The 16,402-nt window shown below is 47.0% G+C and carries 16 protein-coding genes; 8 read left to right on the top strand and 8 right to left on the bottom strand.

Annotated features, from left to right (window positions below):
• Window positions 1–41: 41 nt before the first annotated feature.
• The gene (locus tag EJV45_RS06850) at window positions 42–1,676 is read right to left on the bottom strand and encodes an FAD-dependent oxidoreductase (RefSeq protein WP_129714921.1); all 1,635 of its coding nucleotides are present in this window, start codon (window positions 1,674–1,676) and stop codon (window positions 42–44) included.
• 1,392 nt (window positions 1,677–3,068) lie between these two features.
• Window positions 3,069–4,004 carry an NADP-dependent oxidoreductase gene (locus tag EJV45_RS06845; RefSeq protein ID WP_129714920.1) on the bottom strand — a complete coding sequence of 312 codons (936 nt, stop codon included), beginning with the start codon at window positions 4,002–4,004 and terminating at the stop codon, window positions 3,069–3,071.
• Between the two features lie 84 nt (window positions 4,005–4,088).
• Here EJV45_RS06845 and EJV45_RS06840 point away from each other — a divergent pair, with 84 nt between their 5' ends.
• The gene (locus tag EJV45_RS06840; RefSeq protein ID WP_129714919.1) at window positions 4,089–4,946 is read left to right on the top strand and encodes an AraC family transcriptional regulator; all 858 of its coding nucleotides are present in this window, start codon (window positions 4,089–4,091) and stop codon (window positions 4,944–4,946) included.
• Window positions 4,947–4,969: 23 nt separating this feature from the next.
• Here the strand turns inward: EJV45_RS06840 and EJV45_RS06835 are convergent, their stop codons facing one another.
• A complete protein-coding gene (locus EJV45_RS06835) occupies window positions 4,970–5,830 on the bottom strand; it encodes an ROK family protein (protein ID WP_129714918.1) in 861 nt (286 codons plus the stop codon).
• A 274-nt stretch (window positions 5,831–6,104) separates the two neighbouring features.
• Here EJV45_RS06835 and EJV45_RS06830 point away from each other — a divergent pair, with 274 nt between their 5' ends.
• Window positions 6,105–6,920 (top strand): helix-turn-helix transcriptional regulator, encoded by an 816-nt coding sequence (locus EJV45_RS06830; protein WP_129714917.1) that lies wholly within the window; start codon window positions 6,105–6,107, stop codon window positions 6,918–6,920.
• 553 nt (window positions 6,921–7,473) lie between these two features.
• On the opposite strand, the gene EJV45_RS06825 is transcribed toward EJV45_RS06830, so the two are convergent.
• From EJV45_RS06825 to EJV45_RS06815, 4 genes are all read right to left on the bottom strand, one after another.
• The gene (locus EJV45_RS06825; protein ID WP_129714916.1) at window positions 7,474–8,106 is read right to left on the bottom strand and encodes an alpha-ketoglutarate-dependent dioxygenase AlkB; all 633 of its coding nucleotides are present in this window, start codon (window positions 8,104–8,106) and stop codon (window positions 7,474–7,476) included.
• Window positions 8,107–8,118: 12 nt separating this feature from the next.
• Complete coding sequence (locus tag EJV45_RS06820; RefSeq protein ID WP_129714915.1) at window positions 8,119–8,436, bottom strand: hypothetical protein; 318 nt, start codon at window positions 8,434–8,436, stop codon at window positions 8,119–8,121.
• A gap of 111 nt (window positions 8,437–8,547) precedes the next feature.
• The gene (locus EJV45_RS19550; protein ID WP_205942340.1) at window positions 8,548–8,781 is read right to left on the bottom strand and encodes a hypothetical protein; all 234 of its coding nucleotides are present in this window, start codon (window positions 8,779–8,781) and stop codon (window positions 8,548–8,550) included.
• Window positions 8,778–9,611: an SDR family oxidoreductase gene (locus EJV45_RS06815; RefSeq protein WP_205942339.1), complete on the bottom strand. Its 834-nt coding sequence runs from the start codon at window positions 9,609–9,611 to the stop codon at window positions 8,778–8,780. Before EJV45_RS06815 ends, EJV45_RS19550 begins: the two co-directional genes overlap by 4 nt.
• A 139-nt stretch (window positions 9,612–9,750) precedes the next feature.
• Here EJV45_RS06815 and EJV45_RS06810 point away from each other — a divergent pair, with 139 nt between their 5' ends.
• Window positions 9,751–10,602, top strand: coding sequence for a helix-turn-helix transcriptional regulator (locus EJV45_RS06810; protein WP_129714914.1), 852 nt, complete (start codon window positions 9,751–9,753; stop codon window positions 10,600–10,602).
• Here EJV45_RS06810 and EJV45_RS06805 read toward each other — a convergent pair whose 3' ends face one another.
• Entirely contained in the window at window positions 10,603–11,748 is a 1,146-nt protein-coding gene (locus EJV45_RS06805) for a serine hydrolase (RefSeq protein ID WP_129714913.1), read from the bottom strand.
• 167 nt (window positions 11,749–11,915) lie between these two features.
• Here EJV45_RS06805 and EJV45_RS06800 point away from each other — a divergent pair, with 167 nt between their 5' ends.
• The 5 genes from EJV45_RS06800 (at window position 11,916) to EJV45_RS06780 (ending at window position 16,292) form a co-directional block, all read left to right on the top strand.
• Window positions 11,916–12,287, top strand: a complete 372-nt coding sequence (locus EJV45_RS06800) for a response regulator (protein WP_129714912.1) — start codon at window positions 11,916–11,918, stop codon at window positions 12,285–12,287.
• Window positions 12,288–12,430: 143 nt separating this feature from the next.
• Entirely contained in the window at window positions 12,431–12,985 is a 555-nt protein-coding gene (locus EJV45_RS06795) for a pyridoxamine 5'-phosphate oxidase family protein (protein WP_129714911.1), read from the top strand.
• A 96-nt stretch (window positions 12,986–13,081) separates the two neighbouring features.
• On the top strand, window positions 13,082–13,786 hold the full coding sequence (locus EJV45_RS06790) for a bifunctional 2-polyprenyl-6-hydroxyphenol methylase/3-demethylubiquinol 3-O-methyltransferase UbiG (protein ID WP_129714910.1): 705 nt from the start codon (window positions 13,082–13,084) through the stop codon (window positions 13,784–13,786).
• Window positions 13,787–14,153: 367 nt separating this feature from the next.
• Complete coding sequence (locus tag EJV45_RS06785; protein ID WP_129714909.1) at window positions 14,154–14,516, top strand: hypothetical protein; 363 nt, start codon at window positions 14,154–14,156, stop codon at window positions 14,514–14,516.
• A gap of 690 nt (window positions 14,517–15,206) precedes the next feature.
• Window positions 15,207–16,292 carry a mechanosensitive ion channel family protein gene (locus EJV45_RS06780; RefSeq protein ID WP_129714908.1) on the top strand — a complete coding sequence of 362 codons (1,086 nt, stop codon included), beginning with the start codon at window positions 15,207–15,209 and terminating at the stop codon, window positions 16,290–16,292.
• Window positions 16,293–16,402 lie beyond the last annotated feature (110 nt).

Here is a 16,402-nt window from a genome sequence, read left to right as displayed (position 1 = left end):
CCTACCCGCCGACAGGTATAAACCCCAGACAGGATGGAGATTCAATTGCTGAGGCGCTGTTTCTGGTCCAGCAGTGCAGCACGCAACAAACTGTAATCGAGGTCCTGAACGGCAACGTTAGCGTCTATAGCCAGGCAGGCCGCAGTAGCCGCTGACTGACCCAGTATCATAAAGACAGGTTCCATGCGTACAGAGCCATAGGCGGTATGCGAGGCCGAAATGCAGACGGGAACCAGGAGATTCCGGCATTCGTTACGTTTCGGGGTGATGGCCCGGTAATCGATACCATAGGGTTGCGGCGCCTTTACGCCAATGTCTCCTTCATTTTGCACCCACCCATCGTCGGTGACGTAACGCTGTGTGTTATGTGAGTCTAAAGAATAGGAGCCCATTCCAACTGGTCGCGCCACCGAATTTTTACCCAGGACTTCATTTTCAGTCATCACCATTTGCCCCTTCATGCGGCGTGCCTCGCGGATATAGAGCTGGTAAGGCCAGTTGCCGTTGTCCCGGAATTCATCTTTAGCCAGTCCCCATTTGTTAAAAGCTTCCTGAAGATCTCTGGGCACCCGCTTATCCGTCGCCAGGAAATAAAAAAGCCCCAACTGATAATTTGTATGCGCACGTTTGATGCGTTCGCGCTCGGCATAGCTGGCCTCCGGGTAGGCATAATTCATGCCGATATAATCGGTGCTGAATGGACCATGGTTATTTGTATCAGTTTTGCCGTTCGGTACCGGATCAAACTTATCAAAAAGCTCACGCCACCCGCTTTTGAATAAACGGGCGAGCAGTTCATAATCGAGCGGATTGTACGCGTCGGGTTTGGGAAAGCTTATCCGGTTCCCGGCCACATTACTTAAACACATGCGAAAACAATATGCCTGCAATTTTCTGTCGGTGCTGCCATTGGGCGCAGGCTTTTCCGCGCTAACACCAGGCAACAGACCGCTATTTGCATCTCCTTCCGTCCTGTAAGGACTGATTTTCGTTTTAAAATGATGTCCATGCTGAAAAACGCCTGTTTGCACACCATTCCACTGTTCGCCGTATTCGGTATTGGCCTCCCGGCCGATATGGTACCCTACACCTGCTGACGCCATCAGGTCACCTTCGTACGTGGCGTCAATGAACATTTTTGCAGCATAGGTGTTACCACTTACACACCGGACAGAGACGATTCGACTATCTTTCACAACCACACCCTTCTTACGGTCCAGCAACTCATTTCTGACAACCCGGATTTTATGCTCACGAACGAAACTCTCCATGATGTTTTCGGCTACATGTGGCTCGAAAATCCACATCGTCCGTTCGTTTCCGTCGATAGCAGGCGTACCCTGTCCTTTGTTTCCATAATCTGACCGTTTCTGCCACTTCCAGCTACTGTCTTGCTGGTAATGAAGGTACACCCGGTGATAGAACTCCCGGGCAAGCCCTCCGATAACCCGCTTATCGCCGGTATCCGTAAAGCCGAGACCAGATGATGACAAGCCGCCAAGGTGCAGATCTGGCGATATCAAAATAACTGACTTCCCGGCTTTGCTCGCCTGAACGGCGGCCATAACGCCGGCAGAGGTACCGCCATAAACAACCAGATCGGAATGGCTTGTGCTTACCTGCGAAAAGGCTGGCTTTATGAAATGACACATCAACAAGATAAAAATGAAGCGCATGGTTATGGTTTTATATATCCCTGGTTGCAATTTATGATTTAAATATCATTGATGTCCGGGGAAAGTTTTAAGAAAGCCTATAGCCCTTCGGTTTTCAACAAATGTAAAATTGTGGTATTGGACCGCTCACCGCCGCGGGGGCTCCTTCTTTTTCTTGGAAAAGAAGCACCTGAGGCATAGCTGAAAGCGTTCGTACCATTGAAAACAACATACAAGAGACGAACAAACCGCTCCGGCTGTGTATCTCTTCTTGCATAAAAGCATCAAAAGTCTGACGGCGGCGGGAAAAGGCCCGGATTACCCATGCGCCATTCCGTTCCGGGCTGGTTCCCCTCCTTGGTTCTTCACAACCTCCTCAAAACAGTGCAAGACTTTTAATACTTTTCTGCGGCGAGAAGATACAAGGCCGGTTCGCACCTATCAGTGGCAGTAATCAGGCAAAACATTCATCAAAATCACAGCCTGTACGTAAAACCCACACACATAAAAATTCAGGGGCTTGATTTGGAAAACCTCAGGCAAATATCGCTTTGAGACTGTTCAGAACGATCTTATTTCATTCAGCCAATTTTACCGGACAACAATGATTCGTTACTCATTATTGTCCGGGGAAGGTTTTGCGAAAGCCTATAGTTCTTTGGTTTCCAATAGAGGCGAGGCTATGGTATCGAACCGCTCACCGCCACGGGGCTCCTTCTTTTTGGCGAAAAAGAAGCAAGCTGAAGCATAGCCGAAAGCGTTCGTACCATTAAAAACCACATACAAGACACGAACAAACGCTCCGGCTGTGTATCTCTTCTTGCATAAAAGCATCAAAAGTCTGACGGCGGCGGGAAAAGGCCCGGATTACCTCTGCGCCATTCCGTTCCGCGCTGGTTCCCCTCCTTGGTTCTTCCCAACCTCTTTAAAACAGTACAAGACTTTTAATACTTTTCTGCGGCGAGAAGATACAAGGCCGGTCCGCACCTATCAGTGGCAGTAATCAAACAAAGCCGTCATCAAAACCACCGACTGTACGGGAGACCCACACACATAAAAACCCAGAGGCTTCCTTTAGAAAACTCCGGGAAACATAGATCTGAGATTGTTCAGAAAAATCTTATCTCGTTTAGCAAATTTTGCCGCATAACAATGATTTAAAAATAATTGTAATGCGGCAGATTGAAATTGTTAAATATCATTCCTATCAATGCTGAGTTTGCACCGCACAAAGCCGGTTGCGAAGAACCAGGCCAGAAGAACATTTCCTGGAATAAAGAATCCGAAAGAAAAGCAGCAAGCCTGAGCGTCTGTTCATATCTTTACAATCGCTTTCATTTGCGAACGCTTTGAGTTTCACTTCAGATGAGGGCGCATTGCATACTCTAACAGACGGTACAAACAACCAGTCGTTTACAGCAGCACGACTATTTTGCCGACCGTTCTGCCCTTCTCCAGTTCTTCATGCGCTTCGGGCAATTCATCAAAAGGATAAGTTTTGAAGACATGAGCCTTAAGTATACCCTCCTGCAATAACCTGGCTATTTGCTGCATCTGGCCCCCGTCTGACTTAACCAGAAAAAAGTAGGCATCAATTTGCCTGCTCTTTGCTAAAGCGGTCAGCTCTTCACTTAGTCCACTCGGGATACTGATTAATGTACCTCCCGGACGAATGCAGTCAAGCGACCGTTCAGCATTTTCGCCGCCGATCGCATCAAGAACAAAATCTGTCTTACCGGTAGCGTCACGAAAGTCCTGAGTCTGGTAGTCAATATGTCTGTCGGCACCCAGCCCGTTCACAAACCCGCGGTTACGCGAGGAGGATGTGCCGGTAACAACAGCGCCAAGGTGTTTGGCAAGCTGCACAGCAAAGTGCCCTACCCCGCCCGAGGCAGCATGAATCAGCACCCGGTCGCCGGCCTTAACTTTAGCATGATCTACCAGCGCCTGCCAGGCTGTAAGGGCTGCTAACGTAGATGCCGCAGCTTCCGCATGAGTGATATTAGCAGGTTTGCGGGCAAGGTGTGCTGCCGGAGCGACAACATACTCTGCGTAAGCCTGTCCGTGCCCGGGAAAGTTCACCATACCGAATACTTCATCACCTGCTGCAAATTCGGTCGATTCAGATTGGATGACCTCGCCGGAAATATCCCAGCCCAGAATGAGCGGATCAAGCTCTTTGAGTCTGCCGTAAAGTCCTTTACCAGCCCGGCTTTTCACATCTACAGGATTGATGCTGATCGCTTTTACCCTGACCAGCACTTCGCCCGGTCCGGGTCTGGGAATGGAGATATCGCGAAGGACGAGTTGTTCAGCCGATCCGGGCGCGGCCACTATAAATGCTTTCATAATTTTATTTTTATATAGCAAATGTATACAGCAAAGTCAGTTATAAAAAGGTAAGTATTTTCCAAAAACCGGTATGTTTGTATTATGCGCAGCGTGTTAACCGAACCATTTGATATCTCCTGTCAGACATTCAATGTCTGGACGAAACCGACACAGTATTCAACGTTTTTCGAACTGATATTTGTGTTGTCGGGCCGGGGGCTTCAATGCATCAATCAAAGCAAATTTGCTTACATGCCTGGTCATATGTTTCTGATCACACCCGATGACTGTCATTCGTTCGAAATTGAAACACAAACCACACTGTTCAGCATCCGGTTCAATAATATTTATATAAGAAATGGAGCATTGGCTACTGAAAGTATCAGCAGGCTGGAATATATCCTGCAGCATGCCAACCATCAGCCTGGCTGTATTCTGAAAAACCAGACTGATAAACTTCTGGTTAGCCCTATTATCGATGCGATTGTGCGTGAACAGGAAACCAAAGATCTTCATAACCAGGATGTGGTGAGGCAATTGGTCAACACGTTGATCGTTCTTGTTGCTCGCAATATTGCGAAGTTCCTGCCGATTGACACCGGGCGTGTGCAGGAAGAGAAAACGCTGGATATTCTACACTATATCCAGTCAAATATTTACGAACCGCAAAAACTCAAAACTGAACACCTGAGCAAAGTTTTCAATATATCGAACGCTTATCTGGGCCGGTATTTCAAGAAACACGCCAACGAGACGATGCAGCAGTACATTACAGATTATCGCATCCGCCTGATTGAACACCGGCTAAAATACAGCGACCGCCGGATCAACGAGATTGCGGGCGAATTCGGCTTCAGCGACGAGAGCCATCTGAACAAGTTCTTCAAGAAACAGCGCGGAAGCAGTCCGAAGGCTTTTAGAAAGAAGCTCCGCTCTGCAGTTTTGCAACCAATCAGCTAAAACGCTACCGCCTTGCGGTCAGTCTAGAAGCTGGTTCCTGCGCCCAGCAAAGCTGCCTTTTCGCCAAGGATAGAACGTTTTAATGGGAAACTATATCCCATCAGGCTGGCGAGGTGGCGCCGTGTATCCTCAAGAAAAAATGCTTCGGCTTTAACGATGTTTCCACCAATGACCGCAGCAAGCGGCATCTTTTTACGAATAAACTTATGGATAAACTTCGCCAGGTTTTCGCTGAATTCGGCAAAGACCGTTTTGAAGTGTGGTGAATCCTGATGATTGTCTACCAGATCCTTGATATCGGCAATTTCAATACCGCTCAATTCATAATACCGCTTTACAAACCACCGCGTAGAAATATAATCTTCGGCAATACCTTTCTGAAAAGGCATTTTCCAGAGATCTGAATCGAAAGCGGCACCGTTGGTGGTATGTGCCGTACCCAGACCCGTCCCAAGGGTAAGTCCGATGGCTTCGTCAAAACCACTTAAACTGCCATTAAAAAGCTCTCCTTTTAAAAAACAGGCGGCATCATTCATGAAATTGATAGCCGATACATCGTACTGAAGCCGGCTAGCGAGCATTTCTTTGATGTTGCGGTTGTAGAGTGCGGGGTATTTGTCCTGGTCTTTGATTTTACAGATGCCGTTTTTGTAATCCATCGGACCTGGCATCGCAATACTGATCTTTTTTGGCTTGACCGGATATGATTCCATGGATTTCTCAATGGTTCTGGCCCAACTGTCTATAATTTCTTCGGCGGGTGCATGAGAATTGAGCTTCGTCCGGACTAATGTCTCTTCAATTTCCTGTTTCTTCTGTAAATCAATTAGTTCTGCGGTAATATGAGAGCCTCCGATATCCACCCCCATAACGATATGTTCCATGCTTTCCGGTTATTATTTAAATAGTTTGTGGTCATCGCCTGCGAAATATCACAAAAACGATTTAGCTAAAATATCGTATTTTACGTAAACGAAAAACATATTTTTTAAACTTCTTGTCTCTTTTTCTATATACCGTTGATTAGCAGGTTGCTGATGTTCACGAAACTTTTCAACCAGATCACCGTAAATTATTTTCCCGCCCTTTAAGGGTAAGGCGGAAATTAGGTGTATCAACAGTAACCGTTCGAATTATACACGCGGCGGTTCTCCCCTTATGTATCAACAAGTCCGTTATCCCCCGCCCCCGGAACTTCAGGATTGTGTGCGGTATTTCTGGTCCCTTGATTTCGATCACCCCGACCGGGCCCGGTTGCAGATTCAGCTTTTTGCAGACCGTTTCCCGCGACTCATCTTTCAAAATATGGGTATGCAAAGTAAAGTGAGGGATGCATTCAACAACCACCTGCCGGTTTCATTTCTCAGTGGCTTAACAACGGCGCCCGCCGTTTACGAGGTTTCCAACAGCTACGCACAGTTGGGCGTAAGCTTCTACCCCCAGGCGCTGCAGCAGGTATTTGGGTTAAATGCCAGTGAAATCTCCGACCAGCTTATTGATCTGAATCACTTCTGTACACCTGAGCTCAATGAACGTCTTACGCATGCCGCAGGAACCGCTGAACAACTGGAGATTCTTTCTTCATTTCTTATAAGGAAGTTACGCAGTAATACCAGAAAAGATCAATTGATCACTTCAGTATTGAAAACTCAGCACAGCAGTTTAAATCCTCAGGTAAGAGATCTGACCTCAAGCCTGCATGTGTCTCAGCGGCAGTTGGAAAGACGCTTTAAGGATAGTGTGGGAATCGGACTGAAGGTTTATCTGCGAATCCTGCGCTTTGAGCATGCGCTCCAGCTCATGAATGGCAAAGAATTTTCTAATTTCTCAAAAATTGCCCACCGCCTGGGTTATACCGACCAGTCGCATTTTATCAGAGAATTCAAGCAGTTTGCAGGTTATACCCCGCACCGTTTTTTTGTCAGGCAGAAGATCGGCTCTGAAAGTTCAGGCTTCCTGCTTCCCTGTGAATAAATGCTGAGAGCGCCATCGGCCATAGGCTCCGGGTTATTGTTATTAGGTAAGTTTGCAGAACTTATCTCTTTCAGTGGGAAAAAGATTCACGGTGATCGTGGACCGCACCGCCGCGAGGTGCAGTCTGTTTCTTAAAAGAAGCAGGACCTGAGGCGAGACAGAAAATATTCGCATGATGAACAAGACAGGATGAAGGACAGTAAACTGCTCTGGCTTTGAATTCCATCTTCCATAGGCAGTGGAAAGGGATTGTACTGCAATTTCCCTTGCAAAACAATGCCCTCCGGACCATTAACTACCGCCAATCGTTGTCCGGGAATGTTTTGCAAAGTCTATTGCCCTTCGCTTTTCAATAGATGTGAGGCTGTGGTATCAAACCACTCACCGCCGCGGGAGCTGACTCAGGCAAAATCCTCATCAAAACTACTTACTGTACGTAAACCCATACACATAAAATTCAGGGCTTTGATTCAGAAGACCCAGGCGAATATTACTTTGAGAATGTATAGGAGGATTTTATTTCTTCCGCCAATTTTTACCGGACAACAATCGACTACAGCCCATAACCACCAGTGCCACGAACCTGCCGGAAAGTAAGATTAATCCTCGGTCCCATTATCCGAGTAGATTTTGCGATCCGATGTTCCCACTGTTCCTGAAGCCCACTTTTCATGATAAGCAGTGAACCGCTTTCAAGGCGTATCGAATACTTCTGTTGATGATCTGCCTTACGGCGGATGTCAAACGTGCGCACTTGTCCCAAAGACAACGATGCAATGACCGGATGTGAGCCCATTACCGTTTCATTGTCGCTGTGCCAGGCAACCGAATCCCTGCCATCGCGATAAAAATTGAGCAGCACGCTGTTAAAGCTAATACCCGCAAACGGCTCAACCAATTCACGCAAGGCGGCCAGTTCATCTGTCCATAGATCCGGTGGGTGGTGTTCATCACCGATCACGCCCCAAATGTCGGGATCACCGAACCATGCTGTAAGCCGCGGTGTAAGGACTTCTTTTTCGTACATTTTAACGCGCCTTTGTCTCCAGTTTACCGTATCCCGCAGTGAGGTAAGCAATTGGCTGGCTTTAGCCTCATTTAAGAATGCCGGCCGGTACGCTAAAAATTCTTCAGGCAGACCCGGACTCTGTCCCGCCTCTGAAAAGAAACTCAACTGACCATCCATGGCGCCTTGACCTTAACTTCCCTTGCTCTTAAAAACGTTTAGGCCTGCTATTTTCCAGGGAATGTAACCCAGACCACCGCAAACTTCGGCCACGAAAGCCTCAACCTCCTCAGGCACATCGTTTACGACGCGCCAGCGAATGCTGAACTTCGAATTATAACTTAAATAAACGACCACATCATCGTCAGGCTGACCCTGGTAGACCAGTTCTTTCAGGTGGTTGTCCTGCAATGCATTGGCTGCCTGACGCAGCCTTTCATTCATTATTTTTGCCAGACCTGCATCAGGTCTGAAATCAGTATCAAATATCGGCAATACGGTAACTGTCATAGTATATCTGTTCGCGCCCCTGCCCGGGTGCGACAAACAAATATATACTAATTTTTTTAGCAATCAAATAAGCACGAATATTTTTGGAAGAGTATGATTTCGATGATACGGTTATGGGATCACCTGATCTTTTCTGAAACTTTCAAACAAAGAATAAAACATCTCTTCTGTATTCACATATTCATGAAAACCGGCCCGGCGGGCTTTTGATCCATCGGCCAGAAAATCATAGTCCCACGAGAAGACAAAATCGCCAAAGGCCCAGGAAAACAGTGTATCATAATCATGCTTTTCCAGACCATACTTTTGCTGAATGCTTTGCCAGAGGCTTTTTTTACCGGTCATGATGGTCTGCAACGGAAGCTGCTGAGGCGCTCCGGCTTCCATATCGAACCAATCAGCAATGCGCGGCCATAGATAACTCCACCGGAAGAGATCTCCGTTATTAATGTTATAGGCTTCATTTCCACTCCTGTCCGTTCGGCGGCCCAAACGGTTCCTTTGGCAAGCAGGGTCGAATCGGTCATTTCCAGCAACGTGTGGTAAGCCCCGGTTTTACCAGGAAAACGCAGCGGCAGCCCGAGCTCTTTAGAAATGGTTGCATATACAGCAATGAGCAAGGCAAGATTCATGGGATTATACAAGGCCTTTCCACCAACAACAGATGGCCGGATTGCCGACCAGTTCCATTTTTTACCAACCTGACGGGCTGTGAGCAGTTCCTGCTGGCTGGTATTAAATTCGGGTGGCATGCATAGAGCGTCCTGCTCGCGCGCGGGCGTTGGGAATGCGCCAAGATGAGCGCCATACACCTTGTAGCCCTGCATCAGGCTTACGTGCTGAAGATCATCTGCGCCGGCCTCAACCGCGTCAAGGACATTTTTCAGCATGGTTACGTTTGGCTCAACCAGTTCTGCCCAGCCGGCTCTGTCCTGATAGGCGGCATAAAACACATGTGTAACCTCCCCTAGCGGTGATAACCTGGCGTAGGTATCTGCGTCGTCCAGCAGATCTGCCGGTATATAACGCAGCCGGTCTGCAGATGCATGGTTTCTGCGCGAAATACCTATTACATTCCAATCTGGCAGCGTCAACAGATGATCGACCAGTGTCTGACCGATTACGCCGCCGGCGCCTGCTACCAACGCAGTTTTGGCTTTTTGAACTTGCTTCATTGTTTTCTCTAAATTTAATTTGTTCATATTCTTCGATTTTTTCCTATCCCATAGATCCGGAACCGGGTCATCAAAATTGTGAAGCTCGCAGGACCTACAGCTTGTACATTTCAATTATAAATTGGTATTTTGGAAGGATATGATGAAGTATATTCAGCAGGATTATCTTAAGATTTCACATTTCACAACGACTGAATGGCAGCATCCGGTTCATAACCACAATCACTTCGAGATCATTTACATTCATAAAGGGAAGGGTCAGCATTTCATATCCGAAGCCTCGTTTTCTTATGAAGACAATAGTGTTTTCCTGCTGGCGCCTTGTGACCATCACCGGTTTGAAATCTCAGAAGATACGACATTCACGTTCATAAAATTTACAGATGTGTATCCGCTTCATGTCGGAAATATACAACCTGGAGAAAAAATAGCGCATGATATTGATCTGTTGCTTTTTCATGCCGGAAGAAACAGAAAACAGATCTCCCTTGCTGATAACGACAGGTATAAACTAAGGAGCCTGGTTGGTCTGATCAATGAAGAATGGCAGGAAACAAAAAACAGCACGAGTCAGCTGATCTATTCGCTGATGCAGTCTGTATTCCTTATTTTGAAAAGAAATTTGCCGGAAACGGCCGGTACAGAGCCGAATGGCCGGGCGTCCCGTTTTTCAGCGCTGGCAAATTATATCCATCAACACATTTATGAACCTGAAGAAATTCATTCGGACAAGCTGGCCACACGGTTCAACTTATCAACTAACTATCTTGGTGCATTTGTTAAACGCGAAACGGGCAAAAGCCTGCGCGAATATATACGCGAATACAAAATCGGATTGATCAAAAACAGGCTCCAATACAGTGCACATTCTATCAAAACCATTAGTATCGAACTGGGCTTCACTGACCTGAGTCATTTTAATAAATACGTAAAAAAGCTGACCGGAAAAACACCAAGTGCCTACCGGGCTGAAACAGATTCTGACAGCTGACTATTTGCGCAAAATAAAGTCTTTATAAAGTACGCTGATCAGTTCGCGTGTAAACTGAGGCAAATCATCTTTGTATGCAGGGTTACAGCCGTTCGTGATTGTTACAAAACCGAATTTTTCCTTTGGATGGAAAAACATCGAGCTGTACAGACCATACGCCGATCCGGTATGGCCGGTCAGTTCCTTACCTGCAACCAGGTCTCTTGCGCGCCACAGGGCAAGTCCATAGCCCCCCTCGCCATCAGAGAGAGGCGTTTGCATGGTTCGCGCACTTTTCTTTGAGATAATGCGCACCTTGCCGCTTTTGCCGGCATTCATGTGCATGATCATGTACTGCGCAAGATCGGCGGCTGAGATTTTCATTCCACCGGTAGGTGAAAAAATGGGTGTGCTGCTACCCATTACGTAATTACGTATGACTTCGCTGCGCTGATTATACGCTGCCGGTGCCGGTTTGAATAGTTTGGTCGCACCATCATATTCGTATAAAGTAACAAAGCGGCTTTTGTCCAGAGAGTCTACACAATAGCCCCCGTAAAGGTTCAGCGGATCCAGGATATGTTTTTTAACATACTGGTCAAAGCGTTCTCCGGAGATCTTTTCGATCACTGTGCCAGCCATATTGTAATTCAGGTTGCAGTATTGGTATCCCTTGCCCGGTTCATAGTTATTGTAACACTTTGCCGAACCTGGATTTTTTGCCGGATCAATCACGTCAAGACTAAAGTAGCCCTGGCTGTCGTTCAGGGAGGATGTATGCGAAAGTACCATGCGCAGGGTGATCACCGTTTCCGGAAATTTAGGGTTCCGCACCTGAAAACCAATCAGTTTGCTGAAGTCATCGTCAAGAGACAATTTGCCCGATTCGACCAGCTGCATAATGGCGGTAGCTGAAAACGATTTGGATATGGAGGCGATGCGAAAGATGTCCGTATTCTGCAGCGGAATTTGCTGCTCGCGATTCTTCCAGCCGAAAGAATTATTATAGATAATCCTGCCATCCTTCACTACGGCTACCGCCAGGCCGATCGCATCAAACTTTTTCATCACACTGTCAATTCCGGGAGGAATTTGCTGCGCCTGAAGCTTCGCAGTTGAAAAAGTTACCACAATGGCAATCAGAACAGTAAGAATACGGCTAAGCATAAAACAGGATTTAGTGTGCGTAAAGTACATAATTGATGGGCAATTTGAAATTAAAACAGGCGTTTAAATAAGGTAACGAATTTGTGCTACAAGAAAAAACGAGCTGGTTCTCAACAATTTTTGTAGTTTTGTATAACAACGACATTAAAATTGTTGAACACCTATCTATGAAAAAGATTCTGATTGCCGACGACGACCAGGATATTGTTGAAGCTACGACGATGGTATTGGAGTCTGCCAATTATCAATGTTGCGGCGTTACACAGCTGGCGGCGCTTCACCAGTCGGTTGAAGAGTTCCAACCTGACCTGATTATTCTTGACTTTATGCTTGGCAGTAATGACGGGCTCCAGGTAACTAACCAACTCAGGGAAAAGGAGGCGACTAAATTCACTCCTATTCTGATTCTGACCGGCTCGTTTGATATCGATGAACTTCGTGTGCGTCCGCATCAGGCGAATGATTTTATTGAAAAGCCTTTCCAGCTTGAACAGCTGCTTGAAACGGTGGCCAGTTACCTGCCTAACAACCAGGAATAACGTTTTCCTTGTATCTGCAACAACGCAGTGCTGTATGCCTTGCAGCGCCTGCATGTTTTCCTGTCACTTTACCGGCTACCTGAAATTTTCCCAAAACCGAATAGCGGCCTGGATTGTACTTGTAATACAGCAAACCAAAAATCATGGAAAACACAAATCAACAGGAAGGCAGTACCAACAACAGCCAGGAAGAACACGTAGAATCATTAAGCGGTAAGGTTGCCGTAGAGAAGATAAGAGAGATCGCAGAAAAGGCCGAAACATGTTTTTTCTGTACCAATATTAAAACCGGAATACCGTTTTCAGTGCGCCCTATGGCCATCCAGGAAGTTGACGATGAGGGAAATATCTGGTTCCTTAGTCTGGACGACAGTCACAAAAACGACGAGATTTCGAAAGATCCATTTACGCATCTGCTCATGCAAAGCAGCGCACATGCTGGATTTCTGAATATTTACGGTATTTCTGAGGTCGTTGATGATCGCGAGAAAATCGAAGAACTCTGGAAACCATTAATGAAAACATGGTTCCAGGGTGGCAAGGATGATCCGCACATCAGCCTCATCAGGGTAACGCCTACTGAAGGTTATTACTGGGATAACAGGCATGGAAATGTGGTTGCATTCCTGAAAATGGCGGTATCGACGGTAATAGGAAAAACGATGGACGATTCGGTTGAAGGTCCGCTCGACGTATAGGAAAAGCCCGCAAGGGCTTTTTTCTTGCAATTTTATTTTGTAACCTCAGCAGGTTTACCATTAACCGCACAGATTCTTTTCAAAACATTCAAAATTATGGATTCTTCATCAACAAGTCTCTCCCATGCAATTTATTCTGATCCGGCCTTCGTAAAACAATACGCAGCCTCGATAAAAGATAATGCATGGAATGCGTATTATGAGCGTCCGGCATCGCTATCGCTGTTACCACCCCTTCAGGGCCTGGATGTTTTTGATGCGGGATGTGGTCCGGGTTTGACTACCCGAATGATGCTGGAAGCCGGAGCGAATGTTACTGCGGCAGATTACAGCGAACAAATGCTGCAAACAGCGCGCGAAACGACCGATGGTGCTGTTACATTTCTGATTCAGGATCTGAACGATCCGCTGGCATTGCCTGATGGAGGCTTTGATGTAGTTTACTGCACCCTGGTTATCCATTATGTTGATGATCTTTATCTCCTGTTCAATGAGTTCTGGCGTATTCTGAGACCAGGCGGTATACTGGTATTTTCGACCGACCACCCAGGGCGGCCCGGATTTTCTGAACCGGAACGGAAGCAGGTAACGGAAGTTGAGTGGAGCAGCTACAATATACGGATGAAAGTTTACGAGCGGTCATGGAAAGAGGTGGAAGATCCCTGCCTTGCCGCTGGTTTCCATATCGAACGGATGCTCGAACCTCGGCCTGATCAGGCAGCAGAAGAAGCCGATCCGGAGGCCTATGCCTATCTGTCGCAAAACAAACATTTCATTTGCGTAAGGGCAGTAAAGGGGTGACGTCTATAGTCTGTCGCTTTGGATTTACAATCCAAAGCAACCGAGCACCTGGTTTTTAAGCGGATAATATCGTGCGGATAAAATATCCGCTGCCCAGCTCACCCGGATTACAAATCCGGGAGGACCCTGTCGCTTTGGATTTATAATCCAAAGCAACCGAGCACCGGGTTTTTAACCCGGATGATATCGTGCGGATAAAATATCCGCCGCCCAGCTCACCCGGATTACAAATCCGGGAGGACAATGTCGCTTTGGATTTATAATCCAAAGCAACCGAGCACCGGGTTTTTAACCCGGATAATATCGTGCGATAAAATATCCGCCGCCCAGCTCACCCGGATTACAAATCCGGGAGGACCCTGTCGCTTTGGATTTACAATCCAAAGCAACCGAGCACCGGGTTTTTAACCCGGATGATATCGCGCGGATTAAAATCAGCCGCCCAGCTCACCCGGATTACAAATCCGCGAGGACAAATGTCGCTTTGGATTTACAATCCAAAGCAACCGAGCACCGGGTTTTTAACCCGGATAATATCGTCCGGATAAAATATCCGCCGCCCAGCTCACCCGGATTACAAATCCGCGAGGACAATGTCGCTTTGGATTTACAATCCAAAGCAACCGAGCACCGGGTTTTTAACCCGGATAATATCGTGCGGATAAAATATCCGCCGCCCAGCTCACCCGGATTACAAATCCGGGAGGACAATGTCGCTTTGGATTTATAATCAAAAGCAACCGAGCACCAGGTTTTTAACCCGGATGATATCGTGCGGATTAAAATCCGCCGCCCAGCTCACCCGGATTACAAATCCGGGAGGACAATGTCGCTTTGGATCTATAATCCAAAGCAACCGAGCATCGGGTTTCTAACCCGGATGATATCGCGCGGATTAAAATCCGCCGCCCAGCTCACCCGGATTACAAATCCGGGAGGACAATGTCGCTTTGGATTTACAATCCAAAGCAACTGAGCACCGGTTTTTTAGCCCGGATAATATCGTGCGGATAAAATATCCGCCGCCCAGCTCACCCGGATTACAAATCCGGGAGGACAATGTCGCTTTGGATTTACAATCCAAAGCAACCGAGCACCGGGTTTCTAACCCGGATGATATCGCACGGATTAAAATCCACCCCCCAGCTCACCCGGATTACAAATCCGGGAGGACAATGTCGCTTTGGATTGTAAATCCAAAGCAACTGAGCACAGGGTTTTTAACCCGGATAATATCGTGCGGATAAAATATCCGCCGCCCAGCTCACCCGGATTACAAATCCGGGAGGACCCTGTCGCTTTGGATTTACAATCCAAAGCAACCGAGCACCGGGTTTTTAACCCGGGCAGTACCGCAACCGTTTTAAACAAATTACAGAAGGGACCTGTTAGAGCCATAACGAACAATCCGCATCACCTCATGAGCGACTTCTTACAGAAAGTATACTATCACAATACCGTTGCCGATTATCTGATTGCCTTTGCGTTGGTCACTTTCGGAATCATGATCATCCGGATTTTTAAGCACGGGTTTCTGAAACGAATTAAAATATGGGCAAACCGAACAGTCAATACCATCGACGACTTTGCCGTTGAAACGCTCGACCGTCTTGGGATTCCGGCGCTATACCTCATCATCGTTTACGCAGGCATCAGTTACCTCAGCTTTCCCGCAAAGCTTGAGAAGATCATAGACAATGCCGCAACGGTCGTGATCACCATTCTTGTCATTCGCCTGGTTTCTTCGATCATCCTGATGCTGCTAAAGTCTTACCTTGAGCGACAGGAGCGCGGACAGGACAAAGTCAGACAGCTTGCCGGACTTATGATCATCATTAACACGCTGATCTGGATTCTCGGCATCTTGTTCCTGTTTGACAATATGGGCTACAACGTAACCGCACTGATCACCGGTCTTGGCATTGGTGGTATCGCGGTAGCGCTGGCTGCGCAAAATATTCTTGGCGACCTCTTCAATTACTTCGTGATCTTTCTCGACCGCCCGTTCGAAGTAAACGACTTTATTACCGTCGACGATAAAAGCGGCACCATCGAGTACATAGGCATAAAAACAACAAGGGTGTTAAGCCTTACCGGCGAACAACTTGTCTTCGCCAACAGCGACCTGACCGGATCACGTATCCACAATTTTAAAAGGATGGAAACCAGGCGTGCCGTATTTACCCTGGCTGTGGTGTACGACATCACTCCGGATAAACTCAAACAAATTCCCGGTATGCTGAAAGCGATTGTAGAGGAACACCGGATGGTAAAATTTGATCGCGCACATTGGACTACCTTCGGAACTTTCAGTCTGAACTTTGAAGTTGTGTACATTGTACTGAGCTCAGATTACAACACCTATATGGACATCCAGCAATCAATAAACCTGCGAATTTTTGAAACCTTTGCTAAAGAAGGTATCGGCTTCGCCAATCCGACTACAACAGTGTATCTGAACCAGCCTGATGATACTTCCTCGGCCCAGGCGGGCGGGCGGGTATAATTTGCATCGTTCGGACATCTAAAACAAAAGGCTTCCGGCCTGCTGGCGGAAGCCTAAGCTCTATGTACTTTAAATTGTTACCACGGGGGGATTGCGTGATCCGGAAAACT

The organism is Pedobacter sp. SYP-B3415, assembly GCF_004138205.1.
GTDB lineage: Bacteria > Bacteroidota > Bacteroidia > Sphingobacteriales > Sphingobacteriaceae > Pedobacter.
Note: the sequence above shows the minus strand (reverse complement) of the source record. Positions and strands in the feature narration are given on the sequence as shown.